This is a genomic window from Pseudomonas sp. A125, from assembly GCF_055409485.1.
On the sequence record NZ_JBUZVP010000022.1, the window covers coordinates 41,184 to 58,747 of the forward strand.

Annotated in this window: 15 protein-coding genes; 10 read left to right on the forward strand and 5 right to left on the reverse strand. The window is 55.8% G+C overall.

All coding sequences use genetic code 11. The features are described 5' to 3' along the window. Positions 1 to 160 precede the first annotated feature (160 nt). From ACZRN6_RS25545 to ACZRN6_RS25565, 5 genes are all read left to right on the forward strand, one after another. The gene (locus ACZRN6_RS25545) at positions 161 to 301 is read left to right on the forward strand and encodes a prepilin-type N-terminal cleavage/methylation domain-containing protein (protein ID WP_284184517.1); all 141 of its coding nucleotides are present in this window, start codon (positions 161 to 163) and stop codon (positions 299 to 301) included. 902 nt (positions 302 to 1,203) lie between these two features. Then, the gene (locus ACZRN6_RS25550) at positions 1,204 to 1,866 is read left to right on the forward strand and encodes a vWA domain-containing protein (protein ID WP_078466131.1); all 663 of its coding nucleotides are present in this window, start codon (positions 1,204 to 1,206) and stop codon (positions 1,864 to 1,866) included. A 20-nt stretch (positions 1,867 to 1,886) separates the two neighbouring features. After that, positions 1,887 to 2,621: a PP2C family serine/threonine-protein phosphatase gene (locus ACZRN6_RS25555; protein WP_161952153.1), complete on the forward strand. Its 735-nt coding sequence runs from the start codon at positions 1,887 to 1,889 to the stop codon at positions 2,619 to 2,621. A 1-nt stretch (position 2,622) separates the two neighbouring features. Continuing rightward, positions 2,623 to 4,566, forward strand: a complete 1,944-nt coding sequence (locus ACZRN6_RS25560; RefSeq protein ID WP_169904008.1) for a helix-hairpin-helix domain-containing protein — start codon at positions 2,623 to 2,625, stop codon at positions 4,564 to 4,566. 89 nt (positions 4,567 to 4,655) lie between these two features. Beyond that, complete coding sequence (locus ACZRN6_RS25565) at positions 4,656 to 5,117, forward strand: hypothetical protein (RefSeq protein ID WP_078466128.1); 462 nt, start codon at positions 4,656 to 4,658, stop codon at positions 5,115 to 5,117. 242 nt (positions 5,118 to 5,359) lie between these two features. Here ACZRN6_RS25565 and rnhB read toward each other — a convergent pair whose 3' ends face one another. Further along, the gene (gene rnhB, locus ACZRN6_RS25570; RefSeq protein ID WP_011922979.1) at positions 5,360 to 5,986 is read right to left on the reverse strand and encodes a ribonuclease HII; all 627 of its coding nucleotides are present in this window, start codon (positions 5,984 to 5,986) and stop codon (positions 5,360 to 5,362) included. A 539-nt stretch (positions 5,987 to 6,525) separates the two neighbouring features. On the opposite strand from rnhB, the gene chrA reads away from it, so the two are divergent. From chrA to ACZRN6_RS25590, 4 genes are all read left to right on the forward strand, one after another. Continuing rightward, complete coding sequence (chrA, locus tag ACZRN6_RS25575) at positions 6,526 to 7,731, forward strand: chromate efflux transporter (RefSeq protein WP_017735062.1); 1,206 nt, start codon at positions 6,526 to 6,528, stop codon at positions 7,729 to 7,731. A 37-nt stretch (positions 7,732 to 7,768) separates the two neighbouring features. Further along, a complete protein-coding gene (locus ACZRN6_RS25580; RefSeq protein WP_024015051.1) occupies positions 7,769 to 8,047 on the forward strand; it encodes a PadR family transcriptional regulator in 279 nt (92 codons plus the stop codon). Positions 8,048 to 8,629: 582 nt separating this feature from the next. Then, the gene (locus tag ACZRN6_RS25585; protein WP_017735063.1) at positions 8,630 to 10,117 is read left to right on the forward strand and encodes a SulP family inorganic anion transporter; all 1,488 of its coding nucleotides are present in this window, start codon (positions 8,630 to 8,632) and stop codon (positions 10,115 to 10,117) included. An 11-nt stretch (positions 10,118 to 10,128) separates the two neighbouring features. Then, complete coding sequence (locus ACZRN6_RS25590) at positions 10,129 to 10,980, forward strand: universal stress protein (protein WP_017735064.1); 852 nt, start codon at positions 10,129 to 10,131, stop codon at positions 10,978 to 10,980. Between the two features lie 102 nt (positions 10,981 to 11,082). On the opposite strand, the gene ACZRN6_RS25595 is transcribed toward ACZRN6_RS25590, so the two are convergent. The 3 genes from ACZRN6_RS25595 to ACZRN6_RS25605 are packed head-to-tail and all read right to left on the reverse strand — an operon-like array spanning position 11,083 to position 14,729. Then, on the reverse strand, positions 11,083 to 14,076 hold the full coding sequence (locus tag ACZRN6_RS25595; protein ID WP_017335985.1) for a Tn3 family transposase: 2,994 nt from the start codon (positions 14,074 to 14,076) through the stop codon (positions 11,083 to 11,085). 3 nt (positions 14,077 to 14,079) lie between these two features. Further along, a complete protein-coding gene (locus ACZRN6_RS25600; RefSeq protein WP_017335986.1) occupies positions 14,080 to 14,490 on the reverse strand; it encodes a putative toxin-antitoxin system toxin component, PIN family in 411 nt (136 codons plus the stop codon). After that, positions 14,490 to 14,729, reverse strand: a complete 240-nt coding sequence (locus ACZRN6_RS25605; protein ID WP_017335987.1) for a ribbon-helix-helix domain-containing protein — start codon at positions 14,727 to 14,729, stop codon at positions 14,490 to 14,492. The genes ACZRN6_RS25600 and ACZRN6_RS25605 overlap by 1 nt, the downstream gene beginning before the upstream one ends. 201 nt (positions 14,730 to 14,930) lie before the next feature. On the opposite strand from ACZRN6_RS25605, the gene ACZRN6_RS25610 reads away from it, so the two are divergent. Further along, on the forward strand, positions 14,931 to 15,848 hold the full coding sequence (locus ACZRN6_RS25610; protein ID WP_017335988.1) for a recombinase family protein: 918 nt from the start codon (positions 14,931 to 14,933) through the stop codon (positions 15,846 to 15,848). 227 nt (positions 15,849 to 16,075) lie between these two features. Here ACZRN6_RS25610 and ACZRN6_RS25615 read toward each other — a convergent pair whose 3' ends face one another. Next, complete coding sequence (locus ACZRN6_RS25615; RefSeq protein ID WP_212549524.1) at positions 16,076 to 17,494, reverse strand: mannose-1-phosphate guanylyltransferase/mannose-6-phosphate isomerase; 1,419 nt, start codon at positions 17,492 to 17,494, stop codon at positions 16,076 to 16,078. Between the last annotated feature and the right edge of the window lie 70 nt (positions 17,495 to 17,564).

The following is a 17,564-nucleotide window of genomic DNA, read 5'->3' on the forward strand; positions in this document are numbered from 1 at the left end:
TCGCGGAAAAAATCATTTTTTGCACCGAAATGAGGCGATCTGCTTACTATTTTCGCGGCAGACGGCCACTTGAATTTTGCGCCTTGGTTTTGGGTTGTATCCCTCAACAGCTGTGAAATGATTCGATCCGGAGTGTCATTTATAACAGCTTGAGGTTGTCATGTACCCAACCCGTCAGTCAGGTTTTTCACTTTTAGAACTGGCCGTTAGCATCGCGATTATGGCAATGATGGCTGCTGCTACCGTGCCTTCGTTTATGGAAAACATAAACGAAAAGTTCAGTTTCTTGTATTCAAGATAACCACCGCTCTGCGAATTCCAACTCGTTGGGGAATTCTCCCACAAATCTGGAGAATGCAACCCAAGTCAGGGGGCCTAAAAGTCGTTTAACTCAGTAAAGGGCAAGCTCATAAGCTTTTCGAATGGTGGCCTGATCGACGATTAAGTAGGGGTTGCTGCGATCCAGATTTTGACCCGGGATGGTCTGCACCGTCTCCACCTCACCGGTCGCTGCCAGTAAGTAGGGACTAGGTTGCGCCGGACACTATGCGAGACATCGTGAAGCTGGCCTCCCGGTAGAGTCGGCAGATCGTTTGCTGGAGCGAATCGCACGCCAATCCAATGCTCGATGGCGGCCAGGCACTTTGGGTTGGTCGGGTAGATGTTGCGAGGCCGGCAGCCCTTGGTACTCTCGGTCTAGGTCTCTGGGCGGATGGCGCTGCCGGGCTAAAGCACGTCGCCAGCCTCGAGCAAAGCCAACTCTTTGACATGGATGCTGGTGGTGTTGGTGAGATACAGCAGCATCACGCCACGCTCGGGCATGCTTCCTGACGGATGCGAAGCGGCTCAGGTGGCTACTTTGGCGTGGACGAAGACATGCTGCGCGCCGGGAGGCTGTGGCTATTGTTTCTCGCTGTCAGGATTGAACGGGGATCGAGGCCGATCCTGAGAGAGCTGGCGCGGACCCTCCTAATCAGCATACCAACAGGCCAGGCCAAGCGCGGTGTACACGGAAAACTTCATTGCTGCGGATTGTGTGGACTCGACGGCCATTGATGCCGATACCCTTTTGAAACGCGCCAGAGAACGACATGTAGATAAGCGCTTGCAGATACTTGAACGGAAAACGACGTATCGTTTTGGGATGTGTTTGGAATATTCCAACAGTAACCTTACGCTCTTCATGACGCCGGACTATTCCCAATGACAGACCAGATCGACTTCGCAGAGGTGGATTCATTCGCCGATAACCCCGAGCCCCGTTGCCCATGCCTACTCCTCCTGGACGTATCGCGGAGCATGGACGGCCCGGCACTCGATGCCCTAAACGATGGACTCGTACAATTCAAAGACGAGCTGGCAGCGGACGCATTGGCTTTACAACGCGTTGAAATCGGTATCGTTACGTTCGGCCCAGTTGAGATCCACACTCCGTTTATTGAAGCTGGCGCATTTATGCCACCTGTCCTCTTAGCTCGTGGGGATACGCCTCTGGGCGAAGCCATCACCACCGGCCTCAAGATGCTTGAAGACCGTAAGGCGATCATCCGGGAGAACGGGGTAGCACTTTTTCGACCGTGGATTCTGGTAATCACTGACGGGGGTCCGACTGATGCTTGGAAGCACGCTGCTGCATTGGTTCGTGATGGCGAGCAGAACAAGCGTTTCGCCCTCTTCACCGTAGGGGTCGAAGGAGCCAATATGGAGGTGCTCTCCCAGATCAGCGTACGCGCTCCATTGAAACTTGATGGACTGAAGTTCCGCGAGTTGTTCCAGTGGCTTTCCGCCTCAATGAAGGCGGTTTCGCAGTCTTCACCAGGAACCGAGGTTCAACTCGCTCCGCCAACCGGGTGGGCAAGTGTGTGATGTGGGAATGCGCTAGCGCGGTGTCGATTGGAACCGCGCACACTGAGCGTGGCGGCCGATGCGAAGATCGCTGTTCCTCTCAGGTTTTTGACCAAGCCGGCTCGCCATGGGTCGCTCTATTTGTTTCCGACGGCGCCGGCAGTGCCGAGTGTGGAGAGCAAGGCGCAGATATTGCCGTGCGTACAGCAAACGAGACCGTCGCACAGCTGATGGAACTAGCCGAGCTACCGCTTGATGAAAGCCTAGCTCTTCAGATCGTAAATGAAATCCGTCAGGCCATCTCGCAAGCTGCTGATCAAAGCCAACTGCCGATCCGAGCGTATTCCTGCACCTTTCTCGGCGCACTCACCTCTTCCGCAGGAACACTAGTATTCCAGATTGGTGACGGCGGAATCGTTCTCGACGGGCAGCATGGACTTGAATTAGCGATTGAGCCCATGAACGGGCACTACGCAAACGAAACTTTATTTATCTGTCAAAAAGACGCAATCGAGAAGTTGGCCGTTCGTGTATACCCAGCGGGCGTAACAGCCCTGGCGCTCTTCTCTGATGGGTTACAGCATCTTGCTCTGGACATGGCCAAGCGCGAACCTCACGGGCCTTTTTTCGAACCAATTTTTCGGAAGATGCAATTCCTCACGGATGTAAGTCGACCACAGATAGGTGCTGCGCTGGAAGGCTTCCTCGGAAGCTCCAGGATCAACGAAAGGACTGATGACGACAAGTCCCTTGCCATTGCCGTATTGAGGGTCTGAGATGGCACGCAGGCTCTATACAGCGGACGGTAACCCGTGTGAACTTGTTGAGGTACTTGGCAAAGGTGGCGAAGGCTCGGTATTCACCCTTCAAGGAACGCGAGATGTTGTAGCCAAGGTGTACCACGCCCCCCTCGATCGAGATAAACAAACCAAGCTCAGTTACATGGTGGGTGTCCACGATGAAAAACTACTGAAGTACGCAGCTTGGCCTCAAGCGACGCTCCATGAATCCCGCGGCGGGCCCGTGGTTGGTTTTACGATGCAAAAGGTCGGCGGGATGAAGCCGATCCAGTCCCTCTATAGCCCGGCACAGCGAAAGCAGGAGTTTCCGCAAAGGGGCTGGGACTTCCTCGTGTACGCTGCTCGAAACACCGCAGCTGCTTTTTCCGTCCTGCACGATCGCGGATTTGTAGCCGGCGATGTAAACCATGGAAATCTCTATGTAGGACAGTCCGCCGTGGTCAAGTTGATTGACTGCGACTCGTACCAGTTAAGCGACGGCGTTAACCAGCACCTCTGCGAAGTCGGCGTCGGGACCTACACACCCCCTGAGCTTCAGGGCAAAAGTTTCCGCGGAGTAGTGCGAACGCCAAACCATGATAACTTCGGTCTTGGTCTGCTCATCTGGCACCTCTTGATGGGCGGTCGGCACCCTTTCGCCGGCGTGCCTCAGAAGGAAGGTGTCGGCGAAACGATTGAAGACAACATCTCAGAATTCAGGTTTGCGTATAGCGCCAGCCAATCCCTTCTACTTCCGCCCCCCAACGCACTACCTCTATCGACGGTGCCAGGCTCAATTGCCGGGATGTTTGAGAATACATTCACGGTGGCAGGCCAACAGGCAGGTCGACCAACTGCCCATCAATGGATGGTCGCACTGGACGAACTCCGGTCCTCGCTCCGGCCATGTGCGAAATCAAAGCTCCACACCTTTCCGTCACATCTGAGCACTTGCCCTTGGTGTTTGATGGATGGCAAGGGTGTCTCCTACTTCACTGTCACACCCATCTACGCACCAGGGGAGGCAAATAACGGTACCCCAGTCAGGATTGGTGAAGTATGGGCAGCGATAACCAAAGTACCAGTTCTTGCCCCAGTGCTAATCCCACAAGCGAGAAATCCTAGCCCGCAGCCAGATCCTTTGCCGCTTGGAGTATTCAGCACAACCGCCAAGCACATCATGAGCTTATCGCTGACGGCTATTACGATCGCGATATGGTCGGCCGTGGGTGGGTATCCGCTCATATACCTAGTGATCGTTGCTATGACCTGGCTGTTCGTGGGGCAATTTGGCACAAAAGCTAAGACGGAAGAGAAGCAGCGTCGAACCCTTGTGAGGGAAGCTGCTCGTAAACGACACGAAGATGCAGTGAAGGAACTGAAGGCAGACTCCGGTGTTGATCAGGTAGCAGCCAAGCGCGAGTTGCTAAACAGGCTCAAGCTTGAGTTTGACACCTTGGCTATCAGGGAGCAGAAAGATCTCGCAGGCCTTCGCAGTAAAGCTGAGCAACGCCAACGCACAGCGTACCTAGAGCGATTTTACATCGAGAAGGCCGTCCTGCCAGGCGTTGGGCCCGCTAAGCGAGCAGCTTTGCAAGCGTTCGGCATTGAAACCGCCGCAGAGATCAATGCGCGCAAGATCATGCAGATAAGAGGATTTGGAGAGCGAATTATCCAGGTACTGTTGGATTGGCGAGACTCTCATGAGCGCAATTTTCGGTTTAACCCTGCAACCGCCATCACGCCTGCGGACACGCAATTAGTTAAGAGTGCTGTGCGGAAGCGTGCAGTCGAGATTTCTGCTCTGATGGTGCAGGGCCTAAAAGATATCAGGCAGGGTCCGGAGGTGCGCGAAGGGGCGCTACACCGACATCTAAAAACGGTGCAACAGGCTGCTGATGAGCTTGCACAAGCTGAGGCTGATTGCAAAGCACTCAACTGATCAGGTTACCAAAAAACGGAGCCCTATTTTGGCTGGTGAATGGATAGGCGAGGACTGATCATAACTTCTCATTCGCTGGCGAGGTCATTATGCAGTTAACTCAAATTCGAGATTTTCTGTTGCAACACCAGTACGAGTCAAAGCTCGTTTTTGTCTCACGATCTATCCGTACTGTGTTCAAAGTCGCAGTCGTCTACCCTGCGATTCTTTCGGCTTGCATGGTCGCGCTGATAGGGATGCAAGGCCGAGGCTTTGCTGAAATTCCATATATGATGTTGTCGACCATGGAGATGTCCCAGCGGCTCGTAGGAACCAACAAGGTCATCCCGGGGCAGGTGCTCATCGAGAGTTGCGATGACAAGCCAATCGAACCAGCGCGCATGCCGGACCATCTTAAGGTATGCGGGTCTCATTCAGTGGAGTCCGTCAGCATCGATCAACTCGCGGCACACCAGGGGGCACTGATTAAGGTGACGTACTTAATTGTCGTTGGCACCTTTGCTTTCTTTGAGCTGTACCGATCATTCAGGAAGTTCAGGCGTCGAGTTTAATCCATAAGCATCAGCGGTCGGAGGGTGGGCACTACTACTCTCCTGCTTGCCCATCCATATAAAACCTTTGGGCTCTTCAGAAGCAGCACAAACTATTGTCCCAATAGCCCCACAAACTATTCCTAGCAATAAGACAGCGGGCACATCGGCCTTATCAAAGGCCGGCAGCAATAGCACGCCCATCAAGAGCGCCACTACACTGCTGAGAAATTAGAACAAGCCTGCACGGTCAGCCACCTGCCTCAACTAACTGCGCTCCCACCAACATAATTCAGGCTTGCTAGAATCTTTCGCACGGGAGCAAATGTCTTCCGGTGTATCGGGGTTACTCCCAATCGGGTAAGGGCCTCCAAGTGTTCCGGGGATGGATAGCCTTTATGCCCTGCGAGCCCATACCCTGGGTAAAGCAGATCTGCCGATTGCATCTCCCTGTCACGGACGACTTTGGCAAGCACTGATGCAGCTGAGATTTCGGCAATCAGCCCGTCCCCTTTGATGATGGCCTCTGCTCGCATCGGTAGGATTGGGCATCGATTACCATCAATCAGCACCAAAGTAGGAGTAACATTCAGGCCGTAGACAGCTCGCTGCATGGCCAGCATGGTGGCTTGCAATATGTTTAGCTGATCGATTTCTTCAACGCTTGCCCGGCCGATCGACCACGCTAGAGCCTTTTCACAAATTTCGTCGTACAGAAGATCACGTTTCTTCTCACTGAGTTTTTTTGAGTCATTCAATCCTTGGATTGGCCGTGATGGATCTAAAATGACTGCAGCCGTAACCACATCCCCACATAAAGGCCCCCGGCCTACCTCATCAACACCCGCAACGACTTCACTGCCGGCGAACTCAAAACTAAATTGAGACATCGTTCTTTCCTGATATCGGGTTGATTTCAGTCTTCCCACTCCGGGAGTACGTCAAACTCAAGCGGGTTTTCAAAAGCCAGGGATTGGATTAGGGTTTCTGCTTGGTCTTGTCCCAACAGAGAAGGCACTTGGGGTTTGGGGAGCAATGGAACCAAAAACCAACGTAAGCCCGACTAGCTCCGTTCAGAGCCCTCTTCCCAGGCATCCGACTCGATAAAACCATTGCGCAACTTGACCACCCATTGGCGCCGTTATTGACCAGCCGGCTGCATTCTTGACCAGTTATTTGCATTCGGAGTGACCAGGAGGGGGGCAATAGAGAAAACGGAAAAAATCGTACGCTAAGGCCAAGCGTGTTTTGCTAATGAACTGTGCTAGCAGACAAAACCAGCGGCTAGCACAACATCGATTACTTGCATTGCGACACCCAGTACGAATTGCACGGTACTCCAGTCGTTTTGGGCAGCTATAAAATCGAATTTCGTTATCGAAGTTCGATTATTATGGATTAATCTGTGGAAAATCAGGTAGGCCAACGCATGACTAATACCTCCACCGATGACCGCAGCCCATGGTCGGTTTTTCTTATTTTTCTACGACTTGGATTGACCTCCTTCGGCGGCCCCATCGTGCACTTAGGCTATTTCCGTGACGAGTTCGTCACACGACGGCGCTGGTTGTCTGAACGCAGCTATGCTGATTTAGTGGCGCTGTGCCAATTTCTTCCAGGCCCAGCAAGCAGCCAGGTCGGCATAGCGTTGGGGCTATCACGGGCTGGATATAGCGGGGCGCTGGCTGCTTGGACAGGCTTTACGCTGCCTTCGGCCGTAGCTTTAATCCTGTTCGCGCTGGGCATTTCCAACTATGGGGATTCCGTTTCGCCGGGCGCGTTGCATGGCCTAAAAGTGGTGGCCGTTGCCGTAGTCGCCCAAGCGGTATGGGGCATGGCGCGCAACCTGTGTACGGATGGGCTGAGAGTCACAATAATGGCGATTGCCGCCTGTGCTGTCCTGCTCGTACCGTCCGCGTGGGGGCAGGTTGGTGTGATTGCTGCCGCAGGCATCATAGGCCGACTATTGTTCAAGCCAGCACATACTGTTGAGCACGACCCACTACCTATCACGGTCAGTCACCGGGCCGGCGCACTTTGGCTATCGTTATTTTTTGCCCTGCTGATTGGCCTACCGATCTTGGCAAAATTGCTGCCAAGTCCAACGATGGTGGTAGTGGACGCCTTCTATCGTGTGGGGTCACTAGTGTTCGGTGGTGGCCACGTTGTGTTGCCGCTGCTGCAAGCCGAAGTGGTGTCCTCCGGCTGGGTCAGTAATGAATCCTTCCTCGCGGGGTACGGGGCGGCTCAAGCGGTGCCCGGCCCATTGTTCACATTCGCCGCGTTCCTTGGTGCTTCGATGAGCACCGCTCCCTCTGGCTGGGTCGGCGGTATTGTGTGCCTACTGGCTATCTTCGCACCCTCTTTTCTGCTGGTTGTGGGAGCCATGCCATTTTGGGAGCGCCTGCGTCGCAATACAGGCATGCAAGCCGCGCTGGCTGGGGTCAATGCGGCGGTGGTTGGCCTGCTGCTGGCCGCGTTCTATCACCCTGTATGGACTAGCGCCATATTTCAGCCGCAAGACTTTGTCTTGGCCCTGGTCGCCCTTGTCGCACTGATGTTCTGGAAGCTCCCGCCGTGGCTAGTTGTCGTCGGCAGCGGTGCAGCGGGTTGGCTGTTGAGTATCGCGCTGTGAGGCACGAAAAACGACAGATAAAGACCTGTACGGCGGGTTGATCCGCCTGCACATACTTCACCATGCAGCCGAGAAGCCCGTCTTCGGACTGGGAATCATCGAAGAACTGCAACGACACGGCTACGAGCTGAGCGCCGGGACGGTATACCCAATGCTGCACGGGCTGGAAAAGAAGGGCTATTTGACCTCACGCCACGAACGCACCGGGCGACGTGAACGGCGTGTCTATGAGATCACTGAGCAAGGCCAAGTTGCGCTGGTCGAGGCACGTGCAAAGGTTAAGGAACTGTTCGGCGAGTTGATCGAAGGTTGCTGAGTTTACGGCTTCAACTCGGCGTCAGGCGGTTCACTGGCACCGCGTCAGACTAGGGCCGCTTTCTGCATTTTCTGACGCCAAGGCGTCAATCTCTATGGCCTCAACCTGACAGGCCGAATGCTTAGCGTACGATTTTTTCCGATTTCTCTATCGACCCCAGGAGGATCTGAATTGATCTCTCCACCATGTGTACACTGCCTGACAGCGGAGTTCGTCGCGGTTTAATCTAGAAAGACTTGCCCTAGGGAGATCAGCACGGCTGGAAGAACTGACCCAAACGAGGCAGCAGGTCGCATTTGACGATATCTTCACTGTATACTTTATCGCTCAGCCATACCTCTTGAGCTACAGGAACACCAGCATGACTGTACTCCAAACGATCTACTGGCAGCCTACGCCGCCTTAGCGCTACGCCCCCTCGCAACATCTCGCTTCCGCTAGTTTCGCTCGCGGTCGCGTACTGCTGTATGCCCGGTTTTTACACCCAAGGCACACAGCCAAATAATCCTCACAACTTGAATTCGTATCGACGCGCTCGCCATCTGCCTGGTGTGCGTGTGGTGCATTGCCTTGGATATTCTGATGCTGCAATCGCTCAAACAAACGTGGTTTTCCAACGTCCGTGGAGACGTGCTCGCGGGGATCGTGGTCGCGCTCGCGCTGATCCCGGAGGCCATTGCTTTCTCTATCATTGCCGGCGTCGACCCCAAGGTCGGTCTCTACGCCTCCTTCTGTATCTGTGCTGTCATCGCCTTCGTCGGCGGTCGACCCGGCATGATCTCGGCAGCTACCGGTGCGATGGCACTGCTGATGGTCACCCTGGTAAAAGATCACGGGCTTCAGTATTTGCTGGCAGCCACCTTGCTCTGCGGGGCGCTTCAAATCCTCGCTGGATACCTGAAACTGGGCTCTCTGATGCGCTTTGTTTCGCGCTCGGTAGTCACAGGCTTTGTGAATGCATTGGCGATTCTGATTTTCATGGCGCAGTTACCTGAATTGACCAACGTGACCTGGCACGTTTACGCCATGACCGTAGTGGGCCTCGGAATAATCTATCTGTTTCCGTATGTACCGAAGATCGGCAAGCTGATTCCCTCGCCGCTGGTGTGCATCCTGGCCCTGACGGCCATTGCTATTTACCTCGGTCTGGATATCCGCACTGTGGGTGACATGGGCGAACTGCCGGACACGCTGCCGATTTTCCTGTGGCCTGAAGTCCCGCTGAACGTTGAAACTCTGCGCATCATCTTCCCGTACTCAGCCGCCTTGGCCGTAGTAGGTCTGCTTGAGTCCATGATGACCGCGACCATCGTCGACGATTTGACCGATACCACCAGCAACAAAAACCGTGAATGCAAGGGTCAAGGCATTGCCAACATCGCTGCCGGGATGCTCGGCGGTATGGCAGGCTGCGCCATGATCGGCCAGTCGATCATCAACGTGAAATCCGGTGGACGTACCCGTCTCTCCACATTGTGCGCGGGCATTTTCTTGCTGCTGATGGTCGTTTTCCTCGGCGAATGGCTCTCCAAGATCCCGATGGCTGCATTGGTTGCTGTGATGATCATGGTATCCATCGGCACCTTTAGCTGGGATTCCTTGCGCAATCTGAAAGAGCACCCACTGTCGACCAACCTCGTCATGGTCGCGACCGTTGTGGTGGTCGTGGCAACGCATAATCTGGCTTACGGCGTGTTGGTCGGCGTACTGCTGGCTTCGTTGTTCTTTGCGAACAAGGTCGGACATTACCTCGATATCAAGAGCAGTCTTGAAGAGACGGAGTCGCATCGGACTTACCGCGTGGTAGGCCAGGTGTTCTTCAGCTCGGCAGACAAGTTCACCGAAGTTTTTGACTTCAAGGAAGCGCTCAACAAGGTCACCATCGATCTGACACAGGCGCATTTCTGGGATATCACCGCCGTCGCCGCGCTGGATAAAGTGGTAATCAAGTTCCGTCGCGAGGGCGCCGAGGTTGAAGTGCTGGGTCTAAATGAGGCCAGCGCCACAATCGTTGACCGCTTTGGCGTGCATGACAAACCTGGCGCCATCGACAAGCTCATGAGCCACTAAGGAGATCGACAATGACCCACGTAATGGCATGTATTGATAACTCACAATCCTCATTGGCGGTCTGCGACTACGCAGCATGGGCGTCGCAGCGACTCAACGCGCCTCTTACCTTGCTTCACGTATTGGATGAAGAGAAATACCCAGCAGCAGCTGACCTAAGTGGAAATATTGGTCTCGGCAGTCGAGAGCATCTGCTGGAGGAGCTGGCTACATTGGATGCCCAACGCGCCAGACTCGCTCTGGAACAGGGCCAACACATGCTGGAAAAGGCCAGGGAGCGAACGGTCATTTCCGGCGCTGCGTTTCCTGAGCTGAAGCAGCGCCACGGACACTTGGTAGAAAGTCTGAGCGACCTTCAGGAGGATATTCGACTGTTGGTGATAGGAAGAGTGGGTGAAGACAACTCACGCAACGCGCACAGCCTTGGCAGCCAGATAGAAGCTGTAGTGCGAACAATTCACCGGCCTATCCTGATCACAGCCAACAGCTATAAAAAGCCCGAAAAGGTGATGCTCGCATTTGACGGCAGCTCCACAGCCTACAAAACCATCCAAATGTTTGCCGCCAGTTCGCTTTGCAAAGACTTGCCCATTCATCTTGTTACGGTCGGTGCAGATTCGGTGAGCAATCACGAGGCACTGGGAAAAGCACAAAGCATGCTTCTCTCGGCTGGCTTCCTAGTCCAAGCTGAAATCAGACAAGGTGAGGTGGAGTCGGCTCTGCACGATTATCAGACAGAGCACGGCATTGATCTGCTGGTCATGGGTGCCTATGGGCATTCACGCATCAGGCAGTTTTTGGTAGGAAGCACGACTACGACGATGCTTCGAACAGCCACCATGCCTGTATTGCTGCTGCGCTGAGATAACTCTCTAAGCCACAGTGTTTCTACTTATTGAGAAATGCTGTGGTCAATCCCATCTAAGCTATCTGACAACATAGCCCACTGAGTTCGACCTGCGCACCTAAATATCGTCGTCTGGATTACGCAGTGGCCGTAGCTCACCTCGGGCGACCTCTTCTGGTACCGCGAAGGAGTACCGTCCCAACATATTGATGTGCTCGAAGATCAGCGGCGACAAACGAGCCAGGTCTTCGTCCTGTACCGGGTAGCCGTGCTGCTTTAACCGCTCCACGGCAGCCGTCATGTAGAGGGTATTCCATAGCACAATGATATTTACCACCAGGCCCAGGGCACCGAGTTGATCCTCCTGGCCTTCTCGGTAGCGCTGGCGAAGCTCGCCTCGTTTGCCATGGAACACGGCGCGAGCCAGGCTGTGTCGGCCTTCGCCGCGATTCAGTTGGGTCAGGGTGGCGCGGCGCTTGGACTCATCATCAATGTAGGTCAACGTATGCAGGGTTTTCTCGATCCGTCCGAACTCTGCCAACGCCTGGGCCAGACGGGTCGGACGATCTCCCGTTTGTAGGGTGCGCATGATGCCTGTCGCCGGCACTCGGCCAAGTTTGAGTGAGCCAGCCAAACGCAACAGGTCATCCCAGTGCTCGGCGATCAGGTCGAGCTTGACTGACTGGCGAGCAAGTCCGTTGAGCTTGCCGTAATCCGCGTCCGGGCGGGTGCGCCAGAAGCGGGTACCGCCGACATCAGCCAGGCGCGGGCAGAAGTGATAACCGAGCAGACGGAATAACCCGAACACCACATCGCTGTAAGCACCGGTATCGGTCATGATTTGTGTGGGCTGCAATTCGGTCTGTTGTTCCAGCACAACCGCGAGCAATACTAGGCTGTCGCGCAGGGTGCCGGGCACCGTAATGGCGTTAAGACCGGAAAACTGGTCGGAGATCAGGTTGTACCAGGTGACGCCCCGGCCGGTACCGAAATACTTCGGGTTAGGGCCGGCATGTACGGTACGCACAGGTACGACAAAACGCATGCCATCGGCGGAGGCCACCTCGCCGCCGCCCCAGACCTGAGCCAGCTCCAGTTGACTCTGCGCAGCCACCAAAATGGCATTGGCTGCCGACAGGGTATCGTCACGGAGATAGTTCTGGCTCACCCAGGACAGCCGGTCACGGCGCAGCGCTTGGTTGTCGTTGCGAGTCAAGGGCTCCAGGCCGGTGTTACAGGCTCCTCCCAAGAGCACTGCGCACAAACTCGTCACCAAGTTGTCGGCCCGCGCATTGCGTTCGGACACATGGGTGAAGGCTTCAGTGAAGCCGGTACGAGCGGCGATTTCTAACAGGATTTCCGGCAAATCGACACGCGGCATCAAGTCGGCCACGGCTGCACGCAGTTGCAGCAACGAGTTGGGCTCTTCCAGCTTCTCCAGCGCTCCGAGGGACAGCTCGGTTTTGCCCTCTGTATTCTCACTCAACTGGATCGCAGGATTGTCGGGCAGGCGAGCGGCGACTGCGTACCAAGTCGCATCCAGCTCGGCAGACAAGGCGTCCAAGGTGGTTTTGGCGTCCACAGTCAGGCCCAGTGAGCGACAGATGATCGGTCGCGCCGACAGCCATTCTGCACCATCGAGCAGACCGATACGCGGGTCGGCATAGCGCCAACTGGGTGCAACAAAGACATCGCGGCGGCGTAGGGCCGTGCGTAGTGCATCAAGCGTGCAGAAGACATAGGCGCCCATGTCGAGGGAGCCATCTTCGCGAGTGATGTGGTTCTGCCAAGCCTTGGCCACGATCTCCTGCGGCACGTCATCCTCCGGCTTCCTGCGAGGCAAGTTCAGTTGCAACCAGTCCAAACTAGCCGCCACACCCTTACCCGCCGGGCTGAAGCCGAAGCGAATATGTTTCAATAAGTCAGGAAGGAAACGGCGCACGCTGCGGTAGCGCTCCTCCAGAGCGAGGTAAAACACATCGTTGGCCGGACGGATCAACGCATTGACCTCTTCCAGGGCTTTCTCCAGCGTGACACGTGGCAGGTCGTTGAACAGCCGGGCACGGACATTGTCATCGCTGATCGAGCTATCCAGCACGACCTTGCACGCAGCGGCGAGCATTGCCGCCGAGCGATCCAGGTCTTTTAGACTACGCAACCGAGCCTTCTTGTCAGCCTTCTCTGCGTTGTTGAAGATATCACGCAGTAGCGCTTCCAGAACTTCCAGAGCATCGTCGTGCGCACTGGCTTCCAAGGAAACCGCGAATGCCACCAACGTCGCCAACCGGCGCGACGCCGGCAGTCGATTGATGGCCGTGACCTTCGCGGTGTTGGCAAAGCGAGCCAGGGCGGCAATGCGGCTGGGAGGGATATGCGCAGCTGCCGGTAAGGCGATACCCAACCCGCGTACATCATCCAGCCGACGCAGCGCCCGAACCAGTGCAGGGCCACTGACCATCACCGGGCCGGAGCGTAGTTGATCCAGTCGGGAACTACGGTTGCCTTCGGCCACCAGAAGCAAGTCTTGTAGGTGCTGTCTTTGCTCCTCGGTCACGCTGCGGCCCAAGGTGTACCAGAGGCGTTCTTCAACCCGGCTACGCAGTTGGGCAATGAAGCGCTCTAACTGGGAAATTCCGGGCAATAGGACTTTCTGTGTGAGCAGCCATGAGGTAGCTCGTTCGAACAGCACGCCAGGACGATCAGTACCAGTCCAGCAAAGGGCATACAGCCATCGGCTCAAACGAAAGCCGATGCCTGGGTCAGTAAAGTGGCGATAGCCATAGCGCTCTTGAATATCGGCCGCATGTATCCAGCGACGATGATCGCTATAACGTACAAGACAGTCAGGGTCGGCGATTGCCAATTGCCGACAAAGCACAAGCAGGACTTCCACCGGCACAGCCGTGGGTTTGTCCGGCAAAACACCGACGAAGCGAACGGTAGTCAGCAGAACGGCATAGCCCAAGCGGTTATGGTTGCCCCGTAGTACCTGGACGGCTTCACGGTCTTCATCGCTCAGGTGGAAGTAGCGCTCCAGTTCATCACGGCTGGGCGCATCGATGTAGCGACCAAAGCCGTCGCGTTGCTCCTGAGTCAGAAAACCAACCGGCATCGATCACAGTACCTCGGCGCAGAACACGGCGGGGGTGACAATCCGCGTGCGTTCGATATGTCCGCGCTGCAAGAGGCCTGCGCGTCGATCACCGGTTACTAGGTAGTCCGCATTGCCCGCCAAAGCCATGGCCAGCAGAAAAGAGTCATCCGGATCATCGGCTTCAACCTCAATGGTCAACCGCTCCAATACCACGGCGCGTTGCAGGTTATTGATCATGGCCCCCACTTTGGCAGGCTGAAGGATGGCCTGAAGCTTGGGGTAACGACTGGCGCGACGAATTTCGTCGAGCTGTGCCCGTGAAGTCACCACCTCGAAGCGAGCTGAACGCCAGGCCCGATAGATCGCATCAGGAGACCCATGCGGTGAGATCAGCGCACTGAACAGAATGTTGGTATCCAATACAACCCGCATCAGCGCTTACGCGCCCAGTCGAGCGCTTCTTCAACCGCTTCGGTCAGTTCGGCCTCACTCAGATGGGCATTGGAAACCTTGGCCTGTTCGGCGCTCAGCTCCAGGATGTGTGCCCGCACCGCTTCTTCGATGAAGCGCGACAGGTCGCCCTTACGGCCACCGCCTTGGCTGGCCAGAAACATGCGAAGCGATTGGTCGGTGTCGGTGGAGACGGCGACGTTCCAGCGAGTGGTATTCATGACTTTTTCCAATGTTAGGTGTTTATGTGTTTATACACTCGATCCTCACTGCGCCGCAACGGTTCGATAAAACCCTCGTTTTATAGAACTTTAACGGAAGACCTGCCCAGCTCCGAGTTAGCCCATATTATGGTTTTAAATACTGGTATCGTTAATCAAGGTTCTATTTTCAATTTCTCTGTTGAGTAAACGGTACTTTTGATGAAAATTGGCTATGCGCGGGTGAGTACTCGGGATCAGAACGCCGACCTCCAGATCGATGCTCTGACAAAGGCAGGGTGCGAGCGGATCTATCAAGACGTTGCCAGCGGCTCAAAAAGCGCACGTCCGGAACTGGACAAATTATTGGTTCATGTACGGGCCGGTGATGCTGTGGTGATTTGGAAGCTGGATCGTCTAGGGCGCTCGCTCAAGCACCTGGTCGAACTGGTCGGTGAATTGGCCGCTCGTAACGTTGGCCTGCAAAGTCTGAATGACCCCATCGATACCACCCACGCGCAAGGCCGCTTTGTGTTCAACCTGTTCGCTTCATTGGCAGAGTTCGAACGTGAGTTGATTCGTGAGCGCACACAGGCAGGCTTGTCCGCTGCACGGTCACGTGGTCGAGTCGGTGGCCGCCCGAAGGGGCTGCCCGCTCAGGCGGAAGCGACCGCTATGGCCGCAGAAACGCTGTACCGAGAGGGTCGGTTAAGTGTGAGCGCCATTGGCAAGAAACTGCACATTTCCAAAAGCACGCTTTACCGCTACCTCCGGCATCGCGGCATAACGATCGGCGTACCCGCAAAAATCACCCAGCATCTCAACATCACGGTCCCACCGGCAGTGGACAATGCCGAACGGATCGCGACGGTCATATTGCGCCTGGCCGTCGAGAACAACAGCAAGTTCGTGCGTGGTAAAAAACGGGCACTGGAGAATATCGAGCGTTACTGCCTGGAACCTTACGGCATGAAGCTGCTTGAGTCGGGCAACTACGCGCTGAGCATTCCCTATCGCAACGATGAGGCACTGGATAAGACGGTACATGATCTGCTGACCGAGATCAGCCAAGAGGCCGAGATGCGTAATTGCTTTATCGAGGCAGATGCCTGGGAAGAGGGCTCTGAGCGGAGGTGGTAGGGCTTATGTTGGTTTTTGGTTCCATTGCTCCCCAAACCCCATCTTGATCGTTGCCGCAACAGCCGGCACGGCTTGCATCAACAACAGCGACACGCCAACAGCAACCAGGGCTTTCTTCATGGGATTCTCGATATCGAGGAGGGGTGATATTGAATGGCCACAATGATAGCGCACTATTGACGCGTCACAGGCCAAATGAAAAAAATCATCCGGCCCGTGCAATACCGTTACTTCGGCAAACGCCCGTAGCGGTCTTCAAAGCGCACGATATCGTCTTCACCCAAGTAGGCACCGGACTGCACTTCAATCAGTTCCAGCGGTACTTTGCCGGGGTTGGCCAGCGAGTGTTTGACGCCAAGCGGGATATAGGTCGACTGGTTCTCGGACAGAATCAGTTCCTGTTCACCACAAATGACCTTGGCCGTACCGGACACCACGATCCAGTGCTCGGCGCGGTGGTAGTGCATCTGCAACGACAGGCACTCGCCTGGCAATACGCTGATCCGCTTGACCTGATAACGGTCGCCCATGTCGATGGTGTCGTAATGGCCCCAAGGGCGGTTGACCAGCGGATGGGTCACGAATTCTGGACGCTCTTCGGCCTGCAAGCGCTTGACCACATCCTTGACCTGCTGGCTGTCGTGCTTGTTGGCGACCAGCACGGCATCCTTGGTCTCGATGACGATCAGGTCCTCGACGCCAACGGTGGCCACCAGACGATGGTGCGACTGCACCAGGCAATTGTTGGTGTTGATCGCCAGCACATCACCTTCAAGGCGGTTGGCATGGGCATCGTGCGGGCCCACGTCCCAGATCGCCGACCAGCTGCCCAGGTCGTTCCAGCCGGCATTCAGCGGTACGACCAGACCGGCTTCGGTGTGCTCCATGACGGCATAGTCCACCGACTCGTCGGCGCACAGCGCGAACTGCTCGGCCGGGATATGCGAGAAATAGCTGTCGATTTGCGCATGCGCCAGCGCCACGCGGCAGGCACTGAGAATATCCGGGCGATGACGCTCAAGCTCAGCCAGAAACACCGAGGCGCGGAACATGAACATGCCGCTGTTCCACAGGTACGCACCGCTGGACAGGTACTCGGCCGCCAGTTCAGGCGACGGCTTTTCCTTGAACGCTGCGATGGCGAAACCGCCCTGATCGACCGCCTGGCCGCACTGAATGTAGCCAAACCCGGTTTCAGGGTGGGTCGGCGTGATGCCGAAGGTCACCAGACGGCCGGCTTCGGCATGCGCCTGGGCCACTTGTACGGCCTGACGGAACGCCTCTTCGTTGGGAATATGGTGATCAGCGGCCAGTACCAGCAGCACCGGATCCGTACCATCGGCGGTCGCTTCCAGCGCCGCCAGGGCGATGGCCGGGGCGGTGTTGCGCGCCAGCGGCTCCAGAATGATGCGACGGCTGCCGATCTTTGCCACCCGCAACTGCTCGGCGACGATAAAGCGATGGTTTTCGTTGCTCACCACCAGCGCAGGCGAATGCTCCAGACCTTGCAGACGCGCCAGCGTGCGCTGAAACATCGTCCCCTGATCCTGGCCGTCCAGGGCCAGAAACTGTTTGGGGAAACTCTGCCGCGACAACGGCCACAGACGAGAACCATTACCGCCAGCCAGAATTACGGGGGTGAACATAGAAACTCCATTCCTTAGCCACTAGGGCGTCATGAGGGCAGCATTATCTGAGGGATGTTATTGAGATGCA